19 protein-coding genes are annotated in these 18682 nt (G+C 73.4%); 10 read left to right on the top strand and 9 right to left on the bottom strand.

Annotated features, from left to right (window positions below):
* Nucleotides 1–92: 92 nt before the first annotated feature.
* Both ACZ7HT_RS24840 and ACZ7HT_RS24835 read right to left on the bottom strand, forming a co-directional pair.
* Nucleotides 93–782: a nucleotidyltransferase domain-containing protein gene (locus ACZ7HT_RS24840; RefSeq protein WP_471169765.1), complete on the bottom strand. Its 690-nt coding sequence runs from the start codon at nt 780–782 to the stop codon at nt 93–95.
* Between the two features lie 10 nt (nt 783–792).
* Nucleotides 793–1236 (bottom strand): Rieske (2Fe-2S) protein, encoded by a 444-nt coding sequence (locus ACZ7HT_RS24835; protein WP_471169762.1) that lies wholly within the window; start codon nt 1234–1236, stop codon nt 793–795.
* Between the two features lie 268 nt (nt 1237–1504).
* Here ACZ7HT_RS24835 and aroH point away from each other — a divergent pair, with 268 nt between their 5' ends.
* The 5 genes from aroH (at nt 1505) to der (ending at nt 5951) form a co-directional block, all read left to right on the top strand.
* Nucleotides 1505–1873: a chorismate mutase gene (gene aroH / locus ACZ7HT_RS24830; RefSeq protein ID WP_471169759.1), complete on the top strand. Its 369-nt coding sequence runs from the start codon at nt 1505–1507 to the stop codon at nt 1871–1873.
* Nucleotides 1870–2958 (top strand): prephenate dehydrogenase, encoded by a 1089-nt coding sequence (locus tag ACZ7HT_RS24825; protein WP_471169757.1) that lies wholly within the window; start codon nt 1870–1872, stop codon nt 2956–2958. Before aroH ends, ACZ7HT_RS24825 begins: the two co-directional genes overlap by 4 nt.
* Before the next feature lie 152 nt (nt 2959–3110).
* Nucleotides 3111–3785, top strand: coding sequence for a (d)CMP kinase (gene cmk, locus ACZ7HT_RS24820; RefSeq protein ID WP_471169754.1), 675 nt, complete (start codon nt 3111–3113; stop codon nt 3783–3785).
* Nucleotides 3786–3838: 53 nt separating this feature from the next.
* Nucleotides 3839–4426, top strand: a complete 588-nt coding sequence (locus ACZ7HT_RS24815) for a lysophospholipid acyltransferase family protein (RefSeq protein WP_471169845.1) — start codon at nt 3839–3841, stop codon at nt 4424–4426.
* A gap of 76 nt (nt 4427–4502) precedes the next feature.
* Entirely contained in the window at nt 4503–5951 is a 1449-nt protein-coding gene (der, locus tag ACZ7HT_RS24810; RefSeq protein ID WP_471169751.1) for a ribosome biogenesis GTPase Der, read from the top strand.
* An 84-nt stretch (nt 5952–6035) separates the two neighbouring features.
* On the opposite strand, the gene ACZ7HT_RS24805 is transcribed toward der, so the two are convergent.
* Nucleotides 6036–6305 (bottom strand): hypothetical protein, encoded by a 270-nt coding sequence (locus ACZ7HT_RS24805; RefSeq protein ID WP_471169749.1) that lies wholly within the window; start codon nt 6303–6305, stop codon nt 6036–6038.
* 197 nt (nt 6306–6502) lie between these two features.
* Nucleotides 6503–7285, bottom strand: a complete 783-nt coding sequence (locus ACZ7HT_RS24800; protein ID WP_471169747.1) for a hypothetical protein — start codon at nt 7283–7285, stop codon at nt 6503–6505.
* A gap of 247 nt (nt 7286–7532) precedes the next feature.
* On the opposite strand from ACZ7HT_RS24800, the gene ACZ7HT_RS24795 reads away from it, so the two are divergent.
* Complete coding sequence (locus ACZ7HT_RS24795) at nt 7533–8198, top strand: LysM peptidoglycan-binding domain-containing protein (RefSeq protein ID WP_471169744.1); 666 nt, start codon at nt 7533–7535, stop codon at nt 8196–8198.
* 39 nt (nt 8199–8237) lie between these two features.
* Here the strand turns inward: ACZ7HT_RS24795 and ACZ7HT_RS24790 are convergent, their stop codons facing one another.
* The 3 genes from ACZ7HT_RS24790 to ACZ7HT_RS24780 are packed head-to-tail and all read right to left on the bottom strand — an operon-like array spanning nt 8238 to nt 11895.
* Nucleotides 8238–8885, bottom strand: a complete 648-nt coding sequence (locus ACZ7HT_RS24790) for an ATP-binding cassette domain-containing protein (protein ID WP_471169741.1) — start codon at nt 8883–8885, stop codon at nt 8238–8240.
* A complete protein-coding gene (locus tag ACZ7HT_RS24785; protein WP_471169738.1) occupies nt 8882–11509 on the bottom strand; it encodes an ABC transporter permease subunit in 2628 nt (875 codons plus the stop codon). The genes ACZ7HT_RS24790 and ACZ7HT_RS24785 overlap by 4 nt, the downstream gene beginning before the upstream one ends.
* Nucleotides 11497–11895: a hypothetical protein gene (locus ACZ7HT_RS24780; protein WP_471169736.1), complete on the bottom strand. Its 399-nt coding sequence runs from the start codon at nt 11893–11895 to the stop codon at nt 11497–11499. Before ACZ7HT_RS24780 ends, ACZ7HT_RS24785 begins: the two co-directional genes overlap by 13 nt.
* Before the next feature lie 99 nt (nt 11896–11994).
* Here ACZ7HT_RS24780 and ACZ7HT_RS24775 point away from each other — a divergent pair, with 99 nt between their 5' ends.
* From ACZ7HT_RS24775 to ACZ7HT_RS24765, 3 genes are all read left to right on the top strand, one after another.
* On the top strand, nt 11995–12513 hold the full coding sequence (locus tag ACZ7HT_RS24775) for an MTB12 C-terminal domain-containing protein (RefSeq protein WP_471169733.1): 519 nt from the start codon (nt 11995–11997) through the stop codon (nt 12511–12513).
* Complete coding sequence (locus ACZ7HT_RS24770) at nt 12491–13783, top strand: ABC transporter substrate-binding protein (protein WP_471169731.1); 1293 nt, start codon at nt 12491–12493, stop codon at nt 13781–13783. Before ACZ7HT_RS24775 ends, ACZ7HT_RS24770 begins: the two co-directional genes overlap by 23 nt.
* A gap of 74 nt (nt 13784–13857) precedes the next feature.
* Nucleotides 13858–15132: a glycosyltransferase family 4 protein gene (locus ACZ7HT_RS24765; RefSeq protein ID WP_471169728.1), complete on the top strand. Its 1275-nt coding sequence runs from the start codon at nt 13858–13860 to the stop codon at nt 15130–15132.
* A 78-nt stretch (nt 15133–15210) separates the two neighbouring features.
* Here ACZ7HT_RS24765 and ctaD read toward each other — a convergent pair whose 3' ends face one another.
* Nucleotides 15211–16884, bottom strand: coding sequence for an aa3-type cytochrome oxidase subunit I (gene ctaD / locus ACZ7HT_RS24760; protein WP_471169725.1), 1674 nt, complete (start codon nt 16882–16884; stop codon nt 15211–15213).
* Between the two features lie 308 nt (nt 16885–17192).
* Between ctaD and ACZ7HT_RS24755 the strand changes: the two genes are divergently transcribed.
* Nucleotides 17193–17408, top strand: coding sequence for an I78 family peptidase inhibitor (locus ACZ7HT_RS24755; RefSeq protein WP_471169722.1), 216 nt, complete (start codon nt 17193–17195; stop codon nt 17406–17408).
* A gap of 62 nt (nt 17409–17470) precedes the next feature.
* Here ACZ7HT_RS24755 and ACZ7HT_RS24750 read toward each other — a convergent pair whose 3' ends face one another.
* On the bottom strand, nt 17471–18340 hold the full coding sequence (locus tag ACZ7HT_RS24750; protein WP_471169720.1) for a phosphatase PAP2 family protein: 870 nt from the start codon (nt 18338–18340) through the stop codon (nt 17471–17473).
* Between the last annotated feature and the right edge of the window lie 342 nt (nt 18341–18682).

Genomic DNA, 18682 nt, shown 5'->3' with positions numbered 1-18682 from the left:
TTCGTTTTTTTGCTTGTGGTTGTGTTTTTGTTTTTTTTCCCCCCCCCCCCCCCCCCCCCCCCCCCCCCCCCCCCCCCCCCCCACCCCACCCCCTAGAGCTCCCGCAGTGCCGACGCCCGGCGGGCGCGGATCAGGAAGTCCTGGATTCGGGGCTCGTCCGGGGCGGTGGGGAGCGGGGTCGTGTCGTGGGCGCGGTCGGCCTCCTCCTGGAGGCGGTCCATCCACGACTCGACCTCGGGCCACGTCACCTCGCCGCGCTTGACCGCGAGGAGACGGTCCCGGTCCTCGCCGACGTCGATGCGGAGCTCGCCCGTGCGCAGCAGGTCGCGGCAGCTGGTCAGGAGCCGCAGCAGGTGCATGGCGTGCTTCCAGCGCGGCCCGCCGTACTGGCGGACGTCCGCGTCGAGCTTGCGGCGCTGGCCCGCCGCGTACCGGACGAAGGTCTGGTGCGCCCGGCGGGACAGGAACGCCCCGCGCAGCGAGAGGAGCTCGCGGCCCCAGTCGTCGACGTGCTCGACCACGGGGGAGTGGAGGCACTCCAGGACGTTCGGGTTGTTGCGCAGGGCGAGCTCGCAGAAGCGTTCCAGCTCCCAGCTGAACTGCTCCTCGGCCGGACCCTCCACGTGCGCCGGGGGCTTGTCGAAGTGCCAGAAGAGGGGCGTCGGGGCCAGGTACACGCCCCGTACGTCCGTGTCGCTGTCCTCGGTCGCCAGACCGAAGGCGCGCGAGCCCATCACGCAGGAGTAGATCGTGTGCTCGCGCACCAGCTCGTCGGGAGTCATGCCGGGCAGATTACGCGAGGGTGATCGTCTCCCCCGAGACGATGATCTGCTCGGCGGGCAGCGCCCGGGGCGCCGGTCCCGCCGCCACCGAGCCGTCGGCGATGCGGTACCTGGAGCCGTGACAGGGGCAGTCGATCGTGCCTTCCGCGACCTTGTCCACCGTGCATCCCTGATGGGTGCAGATCGCGGAGAACGCCTTGAACTCGCCCGCCGCGGGCTGGGTCACGACCACCTTCTCCTTCGCGAAGACCATGCCCCCGCCGACGGGGATCTGGGAGGTCCTGGCCAGCGGGGCGCCGCCGCTCCCCGAGGGGCTCGGGGCGGTCGCGGGAGGAGTGGCGGCCGGGGCGCTCGTGCTCGAACCGCCGGCACCCCCGCCGTCCGAGCCGCAGCCCGTTGTCAGGGCCGCTGCGGCGAACAGGACGGTACGGCGAGTGGCGGGGCTGGACGTCATGCCGCCAGCATGGCCGCGCACCCCGTCCCGGGCCCGCAACACGCCCGCGTCCGGCACCCGGCTCCCTCGCACGGCCGTCCTCCGCACCGTGTCCCCCGAGTGGCGGAGCATCCCGGTTCGGGCGGCATCAGGCCTGGCGAGGCTCTGAGCGCGTTCGACGCCCGCCACACCCTTCGGCCCGTCCGTCTCGGAGGGCGGGCGCCGCCGCGTGCCGGGCCCGCCGCTGACTAGGCTGAACGGAGCACTGACGCAGGCGAAGGAGCACGACGTGGCGGTACGAGCGGTCCGAGGAGCCGTCCAGCTGGAACGGGACGAGGCCGGGCACATGCGCGAGCAGGTCGAGGAACTGCTCGGCGCCGTCCTCGAACGCAACGGGCTCACCCCCGACGACCTCATCAGCATCTGGTTCACGGCCACACCCGATCTGCACAGCGACTTCCCCGCCGCCGCGGCCCGGCACATCGGGCTCGGCATGGCCGACGTACCCCTGCTCTGCGCACAGGAACTCGACATCGAGGGCGCGATGCCGAGGGTCGTCCGGCTCCTCGCCCACGTCGAGACCGAACTGCCCAAGTCGTCGATCGCGCACGTCTACCTCGGCGCCGCGGCCGCCCTGCGCAAGGACATCGCCCAGTGAGAACAGCGCTCGTCATCGGAACCGGCCTGATCGGCACCTCCGCCGCCCTCACCCTCGCGGGCCGCGGCGTCACCGTCCATCTGCGCGACCACGACCCCGCCCGCGCCCGCACGGCCGCCGCGCTCGGCGCGGGCACCGACGCGGCGCCCGAAGGCCCCGTGGACCTCGCCATCGTCGCCGTACCCCCGGCGCACGTCGCCACCACCATCGCCGAGGCCATGAAGGCCGGCCTGGCCCGCGGCTACCTCGACGTGGCGAGCGTCAAGGGCGGACCGAAGCGGGAACTGGAGGCCCTCGGCCTCGACCTCACCACGTACATCGGCTCCCACCCCATGTCCGGCAAGGAGCGCTCGGGACCGCTCGCCGCCACCGCCGACCTCTTCGAGGGGCGGCCCTGGGTCCTCACCCCGACCCGGGACACCGACACCGAGGTCCTCAACCTCGCCCTGGAGCTCGTCGCCCTCTGCCGGGCCGTCCCCGTCGTCATGGACGCCGACGCCCACGACCGGGCCGTCGCCCTCGTCTCCCACACCCCGCAGCTGGTGTCCTCCATGGTCGCCGCGCGCCTGGAGGAGGCCGACGAGTCCGCCGTACGCCTCTGCGGGCAGGGCATCCGAGACGTCACCCGGATCGCGGCCTCCGACCCGCGCATGTGGGTCGAGATCCTGTCCGCCAACCCCGGGCCCGTCGCCGACGTCCTCTCCGGCGTCGCCGCCGACCTCGACGAGACCGTCCGCGCGCTGCGGGCCCTCCAGTCCGCCTCCGCGGACGACCGCCGCGACGGCGCCACGGGCGTCGAGGACGTCCTGCGGCGCGGCAACGTGGGCCGCGCGCGCGTCCCCGGCAAGCACGGTGCCGCCCCCACGGCCTACGAGACCGTCGCCGTCCTCATCAGCGACCAGCCGGGCGAGCTCGCCCGCATCTTCGCCGACGCGGGCCGGGCGGGCGTCAACATCGAGGACGTCCGCATCGAACACGCGACGGGGCAGCAGGCGGGTCTGGTCCAGCTGATGGTGGAGCCGTCGGCGGCGGGGCCGCTGGGCGCGGCCCTCCAGGAACGCGGCTGGTCCCTGCGCACGAGCTGACGCCTACGGGCGCCGCCGCCAGTCGTGGCGGCGCCCCGCAGGTCCAGCCCGTACGGGCTGGGCCGAACGGGGGTCGGGGACTCGGTAACCTTGTGGGGGTCCCCCGCATCCCGCCGGGCCCTCCCGCTCACCCCCAGGAAGGTGTTCTCACCGTGGAATCCGTGATCGTCGCCATCGACGGGCCCTCCGGCACGGGCAAGTCCAGCACCTCGAAGGCGGTCGCCGCCAAGCTGGGGCTGAGCTACCTGGACACCGGCGCCCAGTACCGGGCGATCACCTGGTGGATGATCAGCAACGGTGTGGACGTCACCGATGCCGAGGCCGTCGCCAATGCCGCGTCCAAGCCGGTCATCGTCTCCGGCACCGACCCGGCCCGGCCCACGATCACCGTCGACGGCGCCGACGCCTCCGGTCCCATCCGGACCGAGGAGGTCACCTCCAAGGTCAGCGCCGTCAGCGCCGTCCCCGAGGTGCGGAGCCTGATCACGGAGCTCCAGCGGTCCATCGCCAAGGGCGCGGAGAACGGCATCGTCGTCGAGGGCCGGGACATCGGCACCACCGTCCTGCCCGACGCCGACCTCAAGATCTTCCTCACCGCCTCGCCCGAGGCCCGCGCCGCCCGCCGCTCCGGCGAGGTCAAGGGCGCCGACGTGCACGCGACGAAGGAAGCCCTGATCAAGCGGGACGCGGCCGATTCCAGCCGCAAGACCTCCCCGCTCGCCAAGGCCGGTGACGCCGTCGAGGTCGACACCACCGAACTGACCTTGGACCAGGTCATCGAGTGCGTCGTCACCCTGGTGGACGAGAAGCGGGCGGCCGCCAAGTGACCCTGCCCTCCGAGAAGGGCGCCGCCGTCGGCCGTCGCATCGGCATCGGGCTGATGTACGGCTTCTGGAAGCCGCGCGTCCTCGGCGCCTGGCGGGTGCCGTCCTCCGGCCCCGTCATCTTCGCCGTCAACCACGCGCACAACCTCGACGGCCCCATGCTCATGGGCACCGCCCCGCGTCCCGTGCACTTCCTCATCAAGAAGGAGGCGTTCGTCGGACCCCTCGGCAGCTTCCTGGAGGGCATCGGGCAGCTCAAGGTGGACCGGGAGAGCACCGACCGCACGGCGATAGGCAACGCCCTGGGCGTCCTGGAGCAGGGCGGCGTCCTCGGGATCTTCCCCGAGGGCACCCGCGGCGACGGCGACTTCGCCTCGCTCCGCGCGGGCCTGGCGTACTTCGCCGTCCGCAGCGGCGCGCCGATCGTCCCGGTGGCGGTCCTGGGAAGCACCGACCGGCCCGGACGGTTGGTCAAGGTACTGCCCCGGCTCCGCAGCCGCGTCGACGTCGTCTTCGGCGACGCCTTCGAGGCGGGGGACGGCTCCGGCCGCCGCACCCGCAAGGCCCTCGACGAGGCCACCGTACGGATCCAGGGGCAGCTCACCGCCCACCTGGAAAACGCCAGGCGCCTCACCGGGCGCTGAGCGACACTCTCAGTAGTGGCCCCACGGCTCCGGCCGTCCGGGACCACCGACCACGAATGATCAAGGAACGGACTTCATGAACGACCAGCACGACCACGGGGCACTTGGCGACGCCGAGTACGCGGAGTTCATGGAGCTCGCCGCGGAAGAGGGCTTCGACGTCGAGGACGTCGAGGGCGCGATCGAGGAGGCCGGCCACGGCCCGCTCCCCGTCCTCGCCGTCGTCGGCCGTCCGAACGTCGGCAAGTCGACCCTGGTGAACCGCATCATCGGCCGCCGCGAGGCCGTCGTCGAGGACAAGCCGGGCGTCACCCGCGACCGCGTCACCTACGAGGCCGAGTGGGCCGGCCGCCGCTTCAAGGTCGTCGACACCGGCGGCTGGGAGCAGGACGTCCTCGGCATCGACGCCTCCGTCGCCGCCCAGGCCGAGTACGCCATCGAGGCCGCCGACGCCTGCCTCTTCGTCGTGGACGCCACCGTCGGTGCCACCGACACCGACGAGGCCGTCGTCAAGCTCCTCCGCCGCGCCGGGAAGCCCGTCGTCCTCGCCGCGAACAAGGTCGACGGCCAGTCCGGCGAGGCCGACGCGGCCACGCTGTGGTCCCTGGGCCTCGGCGAGCCGTTCCCCGTCTCCTCGCTGCACGGCCGCGGCACCGGCGACCTCCTCGACGAGGTCCTGAAGAAGCTGCCCGAGGCCCCCGCGCAGCGCTTCGGCAACGCGGTCGGCGGCCCCCGCCGCATCGCCCTCATCGGCCGCCCGAACGTCGGCAAGTCCTCCCTGCTCAACAAGGTGGCGGGCGAGGACCGGGTCGTCGTCAACGAGCTGGCCGGCACCACCCGCGACCCGGTCGACGAGCTCATCGAGCTCGGCGGCGTGACGTGGAAGTTCGTCGACACCGCCGGCATCCGCAAGAAGGTCCACCTCCAGGCGGGCGCGGACTACTACGCCTCCCTGCGGACCGCCGCCGCCATCGAGAAGGCGGAGGTGGCCGTCATCCTCATCGACACCACCGACAACATCTCGGTCCAGGACCAGCGCATCATCACGATGGCGGTCGAGTCGGGCCGCGCCATCGTCATCGCCTACAACAAGTGGGACGAGCTCGACGAGGAGCGCCGCTACTACCTCGAGCGCGAGATCGAGACCGAGATGCAGCAGGTCGCCTGGGCGCCCCGGGTCAACGTCTCCGCCCTGACCGGCCGCCACATGGAGAAGCTGGTCCCGGCCATCGAGACCGCCCTCGCCGGCTGGGAGACCCGCGTCCCCACCGGCCGGCTCAACGCCTTCCTGGGCGAGATCGTCGCCGCCCACCCGCACCCGGTCCGCGGCGGCAAGCAGCCCCGCATCCTCTTCGGCACGCAGGCCGGCACCAAGCCGCCCCGCTTCGTGCTCTTCGCCTCCGGCTTCCTCGAGGCCGGCTACCGCCGCTTCATCGAGCGCCGGCTGCGCGAGGAGTTCGGCTTCGAGGGCACCCCGATCCACATCTCGGTCCGGGTGCGCGAGAAGCGCGGCCGCAAGAAGTAGCAGCGGGGAAGTGACGTACGGCTGAGGGGGGGGGGGGGGGGGGGGGGACCCAGCCCTCCCCCCCCCCCCCCTCAGCCGTACGTCCTACAGACTCCTGCGCGGCCCCGGTGGCAGCGCCGCCTGCGTGTGAGGGTGCTGCTGCCCCGTCCACACCGTCGGGTACGGCGCCGCGTGCCGGTGCATCTGCCCGTGGAAGCCCGTGCTCAGGACCGTGCCGAAGGCCCGGAAGCCCAGCTCCTCCTCGCCGCTGCGGTCGCCCGGCAGCGTACGGAACGACCTGAGGTACTCCGAGTACAGGGCGTCGTAGATCGGCGTGGGCGACGGGCCCGCCGTGACGTCCCGGGCGGGGCGCATCGCGGGGATCGGGCTCGGATACGGCTGGGTGAAGGGGTCGTATGGGTGCACATAGGTGCCAACGACACCGCCGCCCGTCGGATGCGGGCGGCTCTCCGAAAGGGGAGCGCCCCGGGGCCGCGGCACGGTCGGGACACCCGGTCCCGCCCCCGGCCCGGGGAGCCTCGCCCGCCCTATGCCGGGCCGGTCGTCCTCCATCAGGTGCCGGCCAGCGGCATCGCGGCGGCCACCAGGCGGCCGTTCGCGGCGGCCTTCTCCAGGGCGTCGCGCAGCAGGTCCTCGCGCGGCTGCTGGCCGATCGAGCCCACCGGAGCGGCGAACACCAGGACCGTGTGCGACTTGTTGGCCGCCGCGCGCCAGCCCTCGGTGACCTGGAGCGGCTGGTGCGCCTGCCACCAGGCGGCCTGACCCGCACCGCCGGGACCCGGCTGGAGTACGGAGTGCAGCTGGCCCATCGCGACCAGGACCGACCAGCCCGGCAGCACCGCCGGCTTCTCGCCCAGGTCCATGACCTGCTGGAAGCCCTGCTCGGCCAGGAGCGGCAGGAACTCGTCGGTCAGGCCGTCCGACCCCGGACGGGCCACCGGCGCGGTGGGCTCCACGACCAGCGCCGGGTGCAGCTCGCCGTCGATCAGGACGAGCCCGCTGGTGACGCCGAGCACGGCCTGCTCGGGGTGGGCGGCCGTGAGCGCGTCGGCGGCGTCGGCGGCGGTGATGGAGGCGACGGCGCCCTGGAGCTGGTCCTCGGAGACCCGGACCACCTGCGACGGGATGCAGCTGGCGTGGGCGAACGCGAGGACCGCGGTCTCCTCGCCGACGAACAGCACCGTGGAGGTGCGCTCCTGCTCGGAGTCGCCCGGCGTGCGGCAGGAGGTGCAGTCGTAGCTGCCCGGGGCGTTGTCGCCGGCGAGCAGCCGGGCGGCTTCTTCGTCGCCGATCTCGGCGCGTACGTCCTCGCTGACGTCGAGCATGCGCGGCACGGGGGGCTCCCTGGACTCGGAACGGGGGGACGCCGGGCCGTTCCCGGGCGTCTCATGCCGAGTTCAACGGGTCAGACTCGGCCGGGGTCACGCGCGGAAGCCGGGCAACTTGCCAGCGGCTTGTGCGGCCGGGGGCCTCCGTGGACGTTCGGGGAGGTCCGGGGCCGTGACTCCGACCGGGTGGGGTGTGAACAGTGTTCCGCGCGGCACGGGCCGGGGGTGCCGGGGGGCTGCCTAGCCTTCCCCGATGTCGAAGATCCGATTTTGGACAGCCGGTTCCCTCGTGGCGGCGTCCGCGGCCGTGCTCCTGACCCTGGCCCCGGCGCCCGCGCAGGCCCGGGACACGCCCGCCGAGCCCGTCCCGGGCGTGGTCGCGGGCGTCGCCGCGGGGGCCGTCGCCGGGGTGCGGGACGTGCCGGACGCGGCGCGGGAGGCCTCCGCCGCGCTCCTGGGCGTGTCGGACGCGCTCCGGGAGGCCGCCGCCGTGCCCGCGTACGCCTGCGCGCAGGACCAGTGGCCGTGGGGGTGCGTCGCCGACTGCGAGAGCACCGGACGCTGGCACCTGAACACCGGCAACGGCTTCTACGGCGGGCTCCAGTTCTGGCACCCCACCTGGGTCGAGCACGGCGGGCTCAGGTACGCCCGGCGCGCCGACCTGGCCACCCGGCAGCAGCAGATCACCATCGCCGAGGAGGTGCTGCGCACCCAGGGGTGGGGGGCCTGGCCCGTCTGCTCCAAGCGGTACGGCCTGTACGGGCGCGTCCACACCGTCCAGGCCGGAGACACGCTCGCCTCGATCGCCCGCCGCTTCGGGATCAAGGGCGGCTGGGCGGCGCTGTACGCGGCGAACCGGAGCGTGATCGGGCCCGACCCGAACCGGATCCTCGTCGGCAGCATGCTGCGGATCGGCTAGGGCCTGTCCGGCCATGATCCGCCGGACGGGCGCCAGGGGTCAGCGGTACTCGGCCGGCTCCCCGCTCGACGCGCGGGAGCCGCGCCGCAGCTCGTGCACGACCGAGCCGGGCGGCAGCCCGTCCGGTACGCGCTGCTCGGCCAGCACCACGGCCGCCCCGCCCTCCACGGCCAGCTCCCCGAGCATCCGGTACGTACGGGCCGCGACCGGCGGGGCCATGCCGAGCGACGGCTCGTCGACGAGGACCACGCGCGCGCGTGCGAGGAACGCGCGGGAGACCGCCAGCATCCGGCGCTCCCCGCCGGACAGGGTCCCCGCCGTGCGGGACAGGAGGGGGACGAGTTCCGGGTACGGGGCGGGGGCGTGGCTCCGGCTCTGTGCAAGGCCGAGGTTCTCGGCGACGGTGAGGCCCGCGTACACCGCCCGTAGATCCGGTACGAGGCACAGCCCCCGGCGCGCCCGTACGTGCGCCGGGAGACGGGTCACGTCCGCCCCGCGCCACTCCACCCGGCCCGCCGAGAGGCCCACCGTCCCGGCGAGGGCGCGCAGGGCGGTCGTACGGCCCGCGCCGTTGCGGCCCAGGAGAACGGTCACCGTCCCCGCCGGCACGGGCAGGTCCAGACCGTGCAGGGCCTCCAGGGGGCCGTAGCGGACCCGGGCGGCGCGCAGGGCGATCTCGACGCTCATGACAGGATCCGGCCCCCCTCCATGGTGTGCACCGTGTCCGCGATCCCGGCGACGAGGTCCGGGTCGTGCTCGACGACGAGGACGGTCAGGCCGTCCGCCGCGAGCGCCGACAGGATCCGGGCCAGCGCTTCCGTCTCGGCGGCGTCGAGTCCGGCGGACGGCTCGTCGAGGAGCAGCGTGTGCGGCCGCCCGGCCAGTGCGCGGGCCAGCTCGACCCGGCGCAGCGTCCCGGTGGGCAGGTCCGCCGCCGCGCGGTGGCGTACGGGCCCGGCGAGCCCGAGCAGCCGCAGGCTCCGCTCCACGGCGGCCGGGTCGCCGCGGCCCCTGCTCTGCTCCTGGCCGAGGCGGACGTTCTCCTCGACGGTGAGCGTCGGGAACACCGCGAGCTGCTGGAAGGTCCGCGCGATGCCGAGGCGGGCCCGGGCGTGGGCGGACCTTCCCGTGATGTCGGTGCCGCCGAGCGTGATCCGGCCCTGACCGCGGCGGGGCCGGAGCGTCCCGGCGAGACAGTCGAAGAGGGTGCTCTTGCCGGCGCCGTTGGGACCGACGAGGGCGGTGACGCGGGCGGGGGCGAGGTCGAGGGTGACGTGGGAGAGGGCGATGACCCCTCCGGGGTAGGTGAGGGTGAGGTCCGCCACGCGGAGGCCGTTGCGGGGGGCCGTGCGGGGCTTGGCTTCGTCGGCGGCCGCCCCGCCGTGGGGGTGCGTCCGGCCTTCGGCCGGACGGGGGTTCCCACCCGCACCGCCCGTGCGGGTGATCGGCAGAGGTGCGGGTCTTCCCGTGGACGGTTGCCCGCCGTCGGCGGCCGCCCCGCCGGCGGGGTGTGGCCGGCCTTCGGCCGGACCGGTCGGTTCCGGCGGCGCCTGGGTCGTCGGCAGCAGCGTCAGCAACGGCGGGAGGCGGCCCGTCAGGGCGGCCAGGAGGCCTATCAGGGCCGCTGCCGTGCCCTCCTGGGGGCCCGCGTCCAGGGTGGTCAGGAGGGCCGCCGCCGCCAACGGGGTGAGGAGGCTGTCCGCGCCCAGGACCAGGACCGCGGCGAACCAGAGCAGGCCCCGTACCGGGTCGTACTGGTCGGGGTCGAAGGCGCGCAGACCCATGCCCAGGAGGCTGCCGCCCAGGGCCGCCAGTGCCGCGCCCAGGACGAAGGCGAGGAGCTTGAGGCGGGGGACCGGGACGCCCGCCGCCTCGGCGCCCGGTTCGTGGTCGCGCAGGGCGGCAAGCGCGCGGCCCGTGCGGCCCCGGCGGAGGGCCGCCACCAGGGCGAGGCAGCCGGCCAGGACGACCAGCTCCAGGGCGTAGAACGCGCGGTCGTCGGAGAAGCCCCCCGGGCGGCCGAGGGACAGGTCGGCCGCCGCGTACGGCTGGGTGAGGACGAAGCGGCTCACCGCCACCCCCACGGCCAGGGTCGCCAGGGCGAGGGCCAGGCCGTGCCGCCGGATCGCCGGCCGCGCCGTCACCAGGCCCACCACCGCCACCATCGGCACCGCGAGGGCGAGGGAGAGGAGGGTGGGGATGCCCGCTGCTGCCAGGAGTGCCGTGAAGAGAGCCCCCAGGCCCGCGTACGCCGCCTGGCCCAGGGCGATCTGGCCTCCCCGGCCCGCCACCACGACCAGCGACAGGAGGATCACGGCGAGCGCGGGGACCTGGACCGCCGTGTGCAGGTCGGAGCCCGCCAGGCCCAGGGGGAGGAGCAGCAGGACGCCGACCACCGGCCACAGGACGGGCGGGACACGCGGGGCGCGCGTCGGCGGCGGCAGGGCGTCGCGGCCCTTGCCGCCCACGCCCGGCAGGACCAGCGCCGCCACCAGCAGCGCCACCACGAACAGGTTCGCCCCGACGGCCTGGAGCAGCGGGCCCGCCCAGCCCTCCGGGTGCAACCGGGTCAGCTGCGCCTGGGCGACACCGATGGCCAGCGCGGCCGCCACGGCCACCGGCAGCGACCGCATCCTCGCGATCACCGCGACCGCGATCACCTCGATGACGAGGAGCGGCATCCCGTACGGGTCGAGCCGTACGTACGGGGCGAGCAGCACGCCCGTGAGCCCGGCCGTGAACGAGCCGAACGCCCAGCCCGCCGCCGCGACCCGGTCCGCGTCGATCCCCGCCAGGACGGCGAGCGGGCGGTTGTCCACGACCGCCCGCAGCTCCCGGCCGAACCGCGTCCACCGGGTCACCGCCCCCACCAGGCAGGCGAGCGCCAGCACGGCCGCGAGCTGTGCCCACGGATCGTCGCCGAGGAGCACGGGCGCGTCGTCCCGGGCCCCCGGGCCCCACAGCAGCACCGCCCCGCCCACCAGCAGGACGAAGACGCCGATCGTCGCCACCAGGGTCTGCGCCGGGTTCGAACCGCGCAGCGCGAGGGGGCGGAAGACGCCCCGGTCGAGCGCCAGGCCGAGGCCGGGGGCGACGAGGAGGAGCGTGACCGGGGCGGCCAGGGGGAGCGGCCACCCCCAGACGACGACCAGTTGGCGGAGCACGTACGCGCCGACCATGGCGACGGCCCCGTGCGCCAGGTTGAGGACCCCGGTCGCCCGGTAGGTGACGATCAGGCCGATGCCGGTGAGCGCGGCGGCGCTGCCGACCGCGAGGCCGGCCAGCGTCAGCTCGTACGTCAGGGAGGCCACGGCTCACACACCGGGCAGGGGGCGAGCTCGGCGTCCCCCACCTCCACGGCCTCCGCCTTGCCCGCCACCAGCGGGCAGTCGGGGCGGTGCGCGAGGGTCCCGTCCGGGACGCGGAGGAGGGGCCCGTCCGAGGAGGGCGGCGGAGGCTCCTCCGGAGTCGGGGAGCGCGGCCGAGGGGGGCGTACGGGAAGCAGCGTCGCCGTACCGACGAGGACCGCGCCCGCCACGAGGAGCGCGGCCCCCGGGATCGTGCACGAGGCCAGATAGGGCAGCTGGCGCTCCGCGAAGCGCTCGCCTGAGATCCCGTACCAGCCGAGCGCGCAGAGCACCGCGCCCCCGGCGGCCGCCGCGAGACCGCTCCAGAGCAGGATCCGGGCTGTCGGCACGCGGGCCTCCCTCGTCTCTTCCTTGCACTATGCCCCGATCCGTCCCACCCTGGAAACACCAGCCGCTCCGGACTGGCGGGACACCCGGTGGTGAGCCAGATGGTCGATGTACGACGCGGTGGACGCTCCCGTCTCGCGGTCCTGGGGGCCGTCGCCGTCCTCGCCCTGGCGCCCGCCGTCGCGGCCTGTTCCGACAACGGCGGCGGAAAGAGCGGCGGCACGGTCTCGTCCTCCCCGTCCTCCCCGCCGACGGCCGACCGGCCCACCGACCCGGCCGCCGCCAAAGCCCAGATCACCAGGAACTGGACGGCGTTCTTCGACCCGAAGACCCCCGTCGCCGAGAAGGTGAAGCTCCTGGAGAACGGCGAGCAGATGCGGCCGGTGCTGGGCGCCTTCGCCGGCGACAAGAACGCGGCGATGACCTCCGCGAAGGTCACCGGCATCGCGTTCACCTCGGCCACCGGTGCCGACGTCACCTACGACCTGCTGGTCGGCGGCGCCCCCGCCCTGCCCGGCGCCCACGGCACCTCCGTCCTGCAGGACGACACCTGGAAGGTCTCCGTGAAGACCCTGTGCGGCCTGGTCGAGCTGAGCGGTGTCACCGTTCCGGGCTGCTGAGGCGGTCGCGGCGCTGCTCCTGGCCGTGCTGCTCACCCTCCTCACGGGCTGCGGCAGCCGGCTCCCGGAGCGCGCCTTCGAGACGCGGCCCACCGTCACCCCCTCCGGCGGTGAGCCGCTCCGCGTCGGGATCATCACCAGCACCACCAGCCCCGTCGGCGGACAGACCTTCACCGGCCCGCGCGACGGAGCCCGCGCCTGGTTCGACGCCCTCAACGCGCGCGGTGGCCTCGACGGACGCCGCGTCGAGGTCGAGACCTGCGACGACGGCGGCAGCGGCGTCGGCAACAACGCGTGCGTGCACCGTCTGATCGACGAGCGCGGCGTCTTCGCCCTCGTCGCCACCACCGCCCTGAACTACGCCGGCGCGCCCCTCGTCGCCCGCGCCGGCGTCCCCGACATCGGCGGCCAGCCCCTCACCCCCGCCTACGACACCCATCCGCACCTCTACGGCATCTACGGCAGCTCCGCCCCGCGCACCGGGCGCGCACCCGGCTGGGGCGGCACGCTGTACGGCGGGACCGAGGTCTACCACTACTTCCGCGCGAAGCTGGGCGCGCGGACCGCCGCCGTCGTCTCCTACAACCAGGCCGCCTCCGCCGCGTACGCCCGGCTGATCACCCGCGGACTGCGTGCCGAGGGCTACCGCGTCGTCGAGGAACAGGTCGACTTCGCCCTGCCCAACTTCCGCGCCGTCGCCGCCGATCTGCGGGCCGAGCACGCCGACGTCCTCTTCGACGCCATGGACACCCACGGCAACGTCCGCCTGTGCGAGGCGATGCAGGCGGTCGGGGTCCGGGTCGCCGCCAAGGTGACCAACGTGCAGAACTGGTCCTCGGCCGTCCCCCGCGACTACGCCCGCGCCCCCGGCTGCCGGGCCTCGCTGTGGGTGACCGGCTCCAGCCGCAACTACGAGGACACCGGGCAGCCGGCGGTCCGCGCGTTCCGCACGGCCATGGGCGACCGGCCCCTGTCGCAGTGGCAGCTCGAAGGATGGGCGGCGGCCATGTGGTTCACCGACGCCGCCCGCTCCTGCCTCGCCCGGGGCGCGCTCACCCGCGGCTGCGTCGAGGACTTCATGAACCGTCCGGAACCGTACACCGCGAACGGACTGCTGCTCCCCGTACGCTTCGAGCACCTGGCCCGGCCGCCCGCCACCCGGAACACCTGTCTGTCCGTGGCCCGTTGGCAGGACGGGCGGGGCTGGGTCAGCCAGGGCGAGATGACGAAGAACTGCGCGACCGTCCCCCAGCTCGGCTACCGGCCGTGAACGGGACCCCCGCACCGGCAGTACAGTCGGGCACCGACCGACTGACCGAACTGACCGGGGGGAACCGGCAGTAGATGCGTATCTCCTTTCTGCTCCACAACGGCTACCACTACGGCGGCACGATCCGGACCACGTTCACCCTCGCCGAGGAACTGGCGGAACGCCACGAGGTCGAGATCGTCTCGGTGTTCCGCCACCGTGACCGTCCGTGGCTGGGCCTGCCGGCCGGGGTGACCCTGCGCCACCTCGTCGACCTGCGCCGGGACAGCCCCGGATACGACGGCGACCACCCCGACTTCCACCGCCCCGCCGAGGTCTTCCCGCGCGGCGACGGCCGCTGGAAGCAGTACAGCGCGCTCACCGACGCGCGGATCGGGGAGTACCTGCGCGGCGTGGAGGCCGACGTCCTCGTCGCCACCCGCCCCGGGCTCAACGTGCACCTCGCCCGGCAGGCCCGGCGCGGTCCGGTCCTCGTCGGCCAGGAACACCTGATACTGACCGGCCACAGCTACCGGCTGCGCCGGGACATCGCCCACGAGTACGCGCTGCTCGACGCCGTCACCACGGTCACCGAGGCCGACGCCCGCGCCTACCGGAAACTCCGCCTGCCCGGCGTACGCGTCGAGGCCGTGCCCAACAGCGTGCCCGCGCCCGCCGTCGGGCCCGCCGACCCGGCGGCGAGGACGGTCGTCGCGGCGGGCCGGCTGACCCACGTCAAGCGGTACGACGTGCTGATCGACGCCTTCGCGGCCGTGGCCGCCGACCACCCCGACTGGAAGCTGCGGATCTACGGCTCCGGCGACGCCGTCCAGGACCTCAAGGCCCCGCTCGCCCGGCAGATCAAGGCCCTCGGGCTCGACGAGCAGGTCTTCCTCATGGGGACGGTCGGCTCGATGGAACCCGAATGGGTCAAGGGCTCGATCGCCGCGGTCACCTCGCAGCGCGAGTCCTTCGGCATGACCATCGTCGAGGCGATGCGCTGCGGACTGCCGGTCGTCTCCACCGACTGCCCCTACGGGCCGCGCGAGATCATCGAGGACGGGGTCGACGGGCGGCTCGTCCCCGTCGACGACGTGGCCGCGGTCGCGGCGGCGCTGCGGGCGTACGTCGAGTCCGAGGAACTCCGCGCCAAGGCGGGACGCGCCGCGCTCACGGCCTCCGAACGCTTCGACCCCGCGCGGATCGCCGCGCGGCACGAGGCCCTCTGGACGGACCTCGCCACCCACGGCGCGAGCCGCCGCACCCACGCGCCGGGGCGGGCGCGGGTGCATCGGGCTGTGGGGCGGGTGGTGGACGCGGTGTACACCGAGAAGGCGAGGGCGGGCCGCCTGGTACGCCGCTTCCGCTGACGCGCAGCCGCGCGGGCGCGGCGCCCGGTACCGCTGGGTGCCGCGCCCGCCCGGGCCGCGCCGCGCGACGGTCAGCCGTCAGGGGGTGTCCGGTGGGGTGAGGCGGGTGCGTTCGGGCGGGGCGAAGTCCGGGTGGTGGAGGTCGAACGCCGGCGCCTCCGACCGGATCCGCGGAACCCGCTCGAAGTTGTGACGCGGCGGCGGGCACGACGTCGCCCATTCGAGGGAGCGCCCGAACCCCCAGGGGTCGTCGACGTCGACCTTCTCCCCGTACCGCCACGTCCGCCACACGTTGTACAGGAACGGCAGCGTGGACGTGCCGAGCAGGAACGCGCCGATGGTGGACACCGTGTTGAGCGCGGTGAAGCCGTCGGCCTCCAGGTAGTCGGCGTACCGGCGGGGCATGCCCTCCGCGCCGAGCCAGTGCTGGACGAGGAAGGTCAGGTGGAAGCCGATGAAGAGCGTCCAGAAGTGGATCTTCCCGAGCCGTTCGTCGAGCATCCGGCCGGTGAACTTGGGCCACCAGAAGTAGAAGCCCGCGAAGGTCGCGAAGGCGACGGTGCCGAAGACCGTGTAGTGGAAGTGGGCGACGACGAAGTACGAGTCGGTGACCTGGAAGTCCATCGGCGGAGAGGCGAGGATGACGCCGGTGAGCCCGCCGAAGAGGAAGGACACCAGGAAGCCGACGGACCAGAGCATCGGGGTCTCGAAGGACAGCGAACCGTGCAGCATCGTCCCGGTCCAGTTGAAGAACTTCACGCCGGTGGGCACCGCGATGAGGAACGAGAGCATCGAGAAGAAGGGGAGGAGCACCGCGCCGGTCACGAACATGTGGTGGGCCCAGACCACCACGGAGAGGCCGGTGATCGCCATGGTGGCGCCGACCAGCGTCGCGTAGCCGAAGATCGGCTTGCGGGAGAAGACCGGGATGATCTCGCTGACGATCCCGAAGAACGGCAGCGCGATGATGTAGACCTCGGGGTGGCCGAAGAACCAGAAGAGGTGCTGCCAGAGCAGCGCGCCGCCGTTCTGGGGCTGGAAGACCACGGAGCCGAGGCGCCGGTCGGCCTCCAGGACGAGGAGCGCCGCCGCGAGGACGGGGAAGGCGACGAGCACCAGGATCGTGGTGAAGAGGACGTTCCAGGTGAAGATCGGCATCCGGAACATGGTCATGCCGGGCGCCCGCATGCCGACGATGGTGGCGAGGAAGTTCACCGAGGCGAGGATCGTGCCGAAGCCGGAGAGCGCGAGCCCCGTGATCCACAGGTCGGTGCCGACGCCCGGCATCCGCTCCAGGCTGTTCAGCGGGGCGTAGGCGGTCCAGCCGAAGGCGGGGGGTCCGGTGGGGGTGAAGAGGGAGCCGAGGACCATCAGGCCGCCGAAGAGGAACAGCCAGTACGAGAACATGTTCAGCCGCGGGAAGGCGACGTCGGGGGAGCCGATCTGCAGCGGTACGAGCTCGTTCGCGAAGCCGGCGAAGGTCGGTGTGGCGAAGAGCAGCAGCATGATCGTGCCGTGCAGGGTGAAGGCCTGGTTGAACTCCTGGTTCGTGACCAGCTGGAGTCCGGGGCGGGCCAGCTCGGCCCGCATCAGCATCGCCAGGAGCCCGGCGAACAGGAAGAAGACGAACGAGGTGGCCAGATACAGATGGCCGATCTTCTTGTGGTCGGTGGTGGTGAGCCAGTCGATCAGGATGCGGCCGTGCCGTTGCCGGGCCGATTCGGCGGTCGCGGTCGGTGTCCCGTTGCTCATCCTGCCTCCGCCTCGCCGTCGTCCCGGCTCCGCGTCTCCGGGCGTTCGGACAGCGTAAGCATTCTGTAAGGGAAGAGTGCGTGGCTCGCGTGCGCGTCGCCGTCGCAATTCGGGACGGCGTGCCGGAAGAAGGGAATTGAACGGGTCTCGGCGGCACTTCCGAGGTCTTCGTGCGAACGGCCGGGAGATGTTCTCAATTACTGGAGAAACGGCCGGAAACCGGGCCCGCGGCTGACGGTCGAACAGGTCAGACTTATGTCGAGAACTTGTGACACAAGCGTGACCGCAGAGGGACTAACGTGAGGTTCATGTCACCCACTTCGCGCACTCCCGAACCGCCCCGCGACGCTCCCGAGTCCTATGTGGGCCTGGCCGCCGAGGGGGCCGAGCAGCTCGCCAGGACCCGTGGCTGGCGCGTCGTCCGGTGCCTGCCGCCCGGCTCGATCATCACCATGGAGTACCTGTCCGGGCGCATCAACTTCGAGGTCGAGGACGGCACCGTCACCCGCTGCTGGCTCGGCTGACGGGCCGGACCGCACGCGAAAGGGCCCCGGCCGATGCGGCCGGGGCCCTGCTGCGCTGCGTGTCAGCCGCGGGTCGCGGGGGCGCGGCGTCCGCCGGCCACCCCCACGGGCTCCCGCACCGGCTCCCGTACGGGCTCGCGGACCGGGCGCGGCCCTCCCGAGGCCACGGGCAGCGAGGGCACGAGCCGGCGGCGGTCCCGCAGCCGCTCCCTGAGCCGGTCGCGCGCGGCGAGGATCCAGGCCTCGGCGACGGCCAGGACCGGCTCGCACCAGGGCAGCGCGAGCAGCACGAGCAGCCCGGCGGCCCAGCCGAGCAGCACGTCGCTCAGCCAGTGCGTGCCCAGGTAGACGGTGGTGAGGCCGACGCCGAGCGCGACCACCGCGGAGAGCGCCGACAGATAGCGCCGGGCTCTCGGGGTGGTCGCCAGGTAGGCGAGGATGCCCCAGGTCACGACCGCGTTGGCGGTGTGCCCCGAGGGAAATATGTCGCCGCCCCCGAAGAGCTCCGGGGAGCCGATCTGGGTGGCGTAGTGGGGCCCGAGGCGGCCGAGCCCGATCTTGACCGCACCCACCGAGACGTTGAGCAGCAGAAGCGCGGCGCCGAGGCACAGCAGGGGCCGCAGGGTGTGCTGGCGCCAGGAGCGCCAGCCCAGCCAGGCGGCCACCATGACGGCCGTGGGGCCGCGCTGGCCGAGGACGACGTAGTAGTCGAGGAAGCCGTGGATCTCGGGCCACTGCTGGTACGGCCGGAAGAGCATGATCTTCCAGTCGAGGGTCACCAGCCCCGTCGACAGCAGGACGGCCACGACGATGGCGAGATAGAACGCCGACGTCCCGCCGAAGAGGGCGAGACGCGTGCGGGTCATCCGCGGGACCTCTATCTTCGGCGGTTCCGGCTCCCGGTCCAGCCGGGCAAAGATGTCGGTACGCACCCAATCGACGTTACAGGGAGTGAGAAGCAGACCCGGTCGTTCCGCTCCCTTCGTGATGACCATGTGATGTGGAGTGGGTCTCAGTGACCGGTCCATTCCGGACGCCGGTCGGGAAATCAGATGACCTTCGGCGGTAATGCCGGACGGGGTGATTCCGGAAGCTTGTTTGAACGCGCGGGAATTTCCCCAAACAGACGTCCGTGCGGAATTCCATGCGACGCACGGCCCCCGCGGAGTGGCGTACGCCACACCACGAGCCCCGCCGAGGTGAGAGCTGCACCACGCGCTCGGGCCTTGAACTCGCGTACGCTGACGGCTCACTCGCCCGTCGATGCCGGGCCG

This window comes from Streptomyces sp. NPDC037410 (assembly GCF_055602235.1).
Note: the sequence above shows the minus strand (reverse complement) of the source record. Positions and strands in the feature narration are given on the sequence as shown.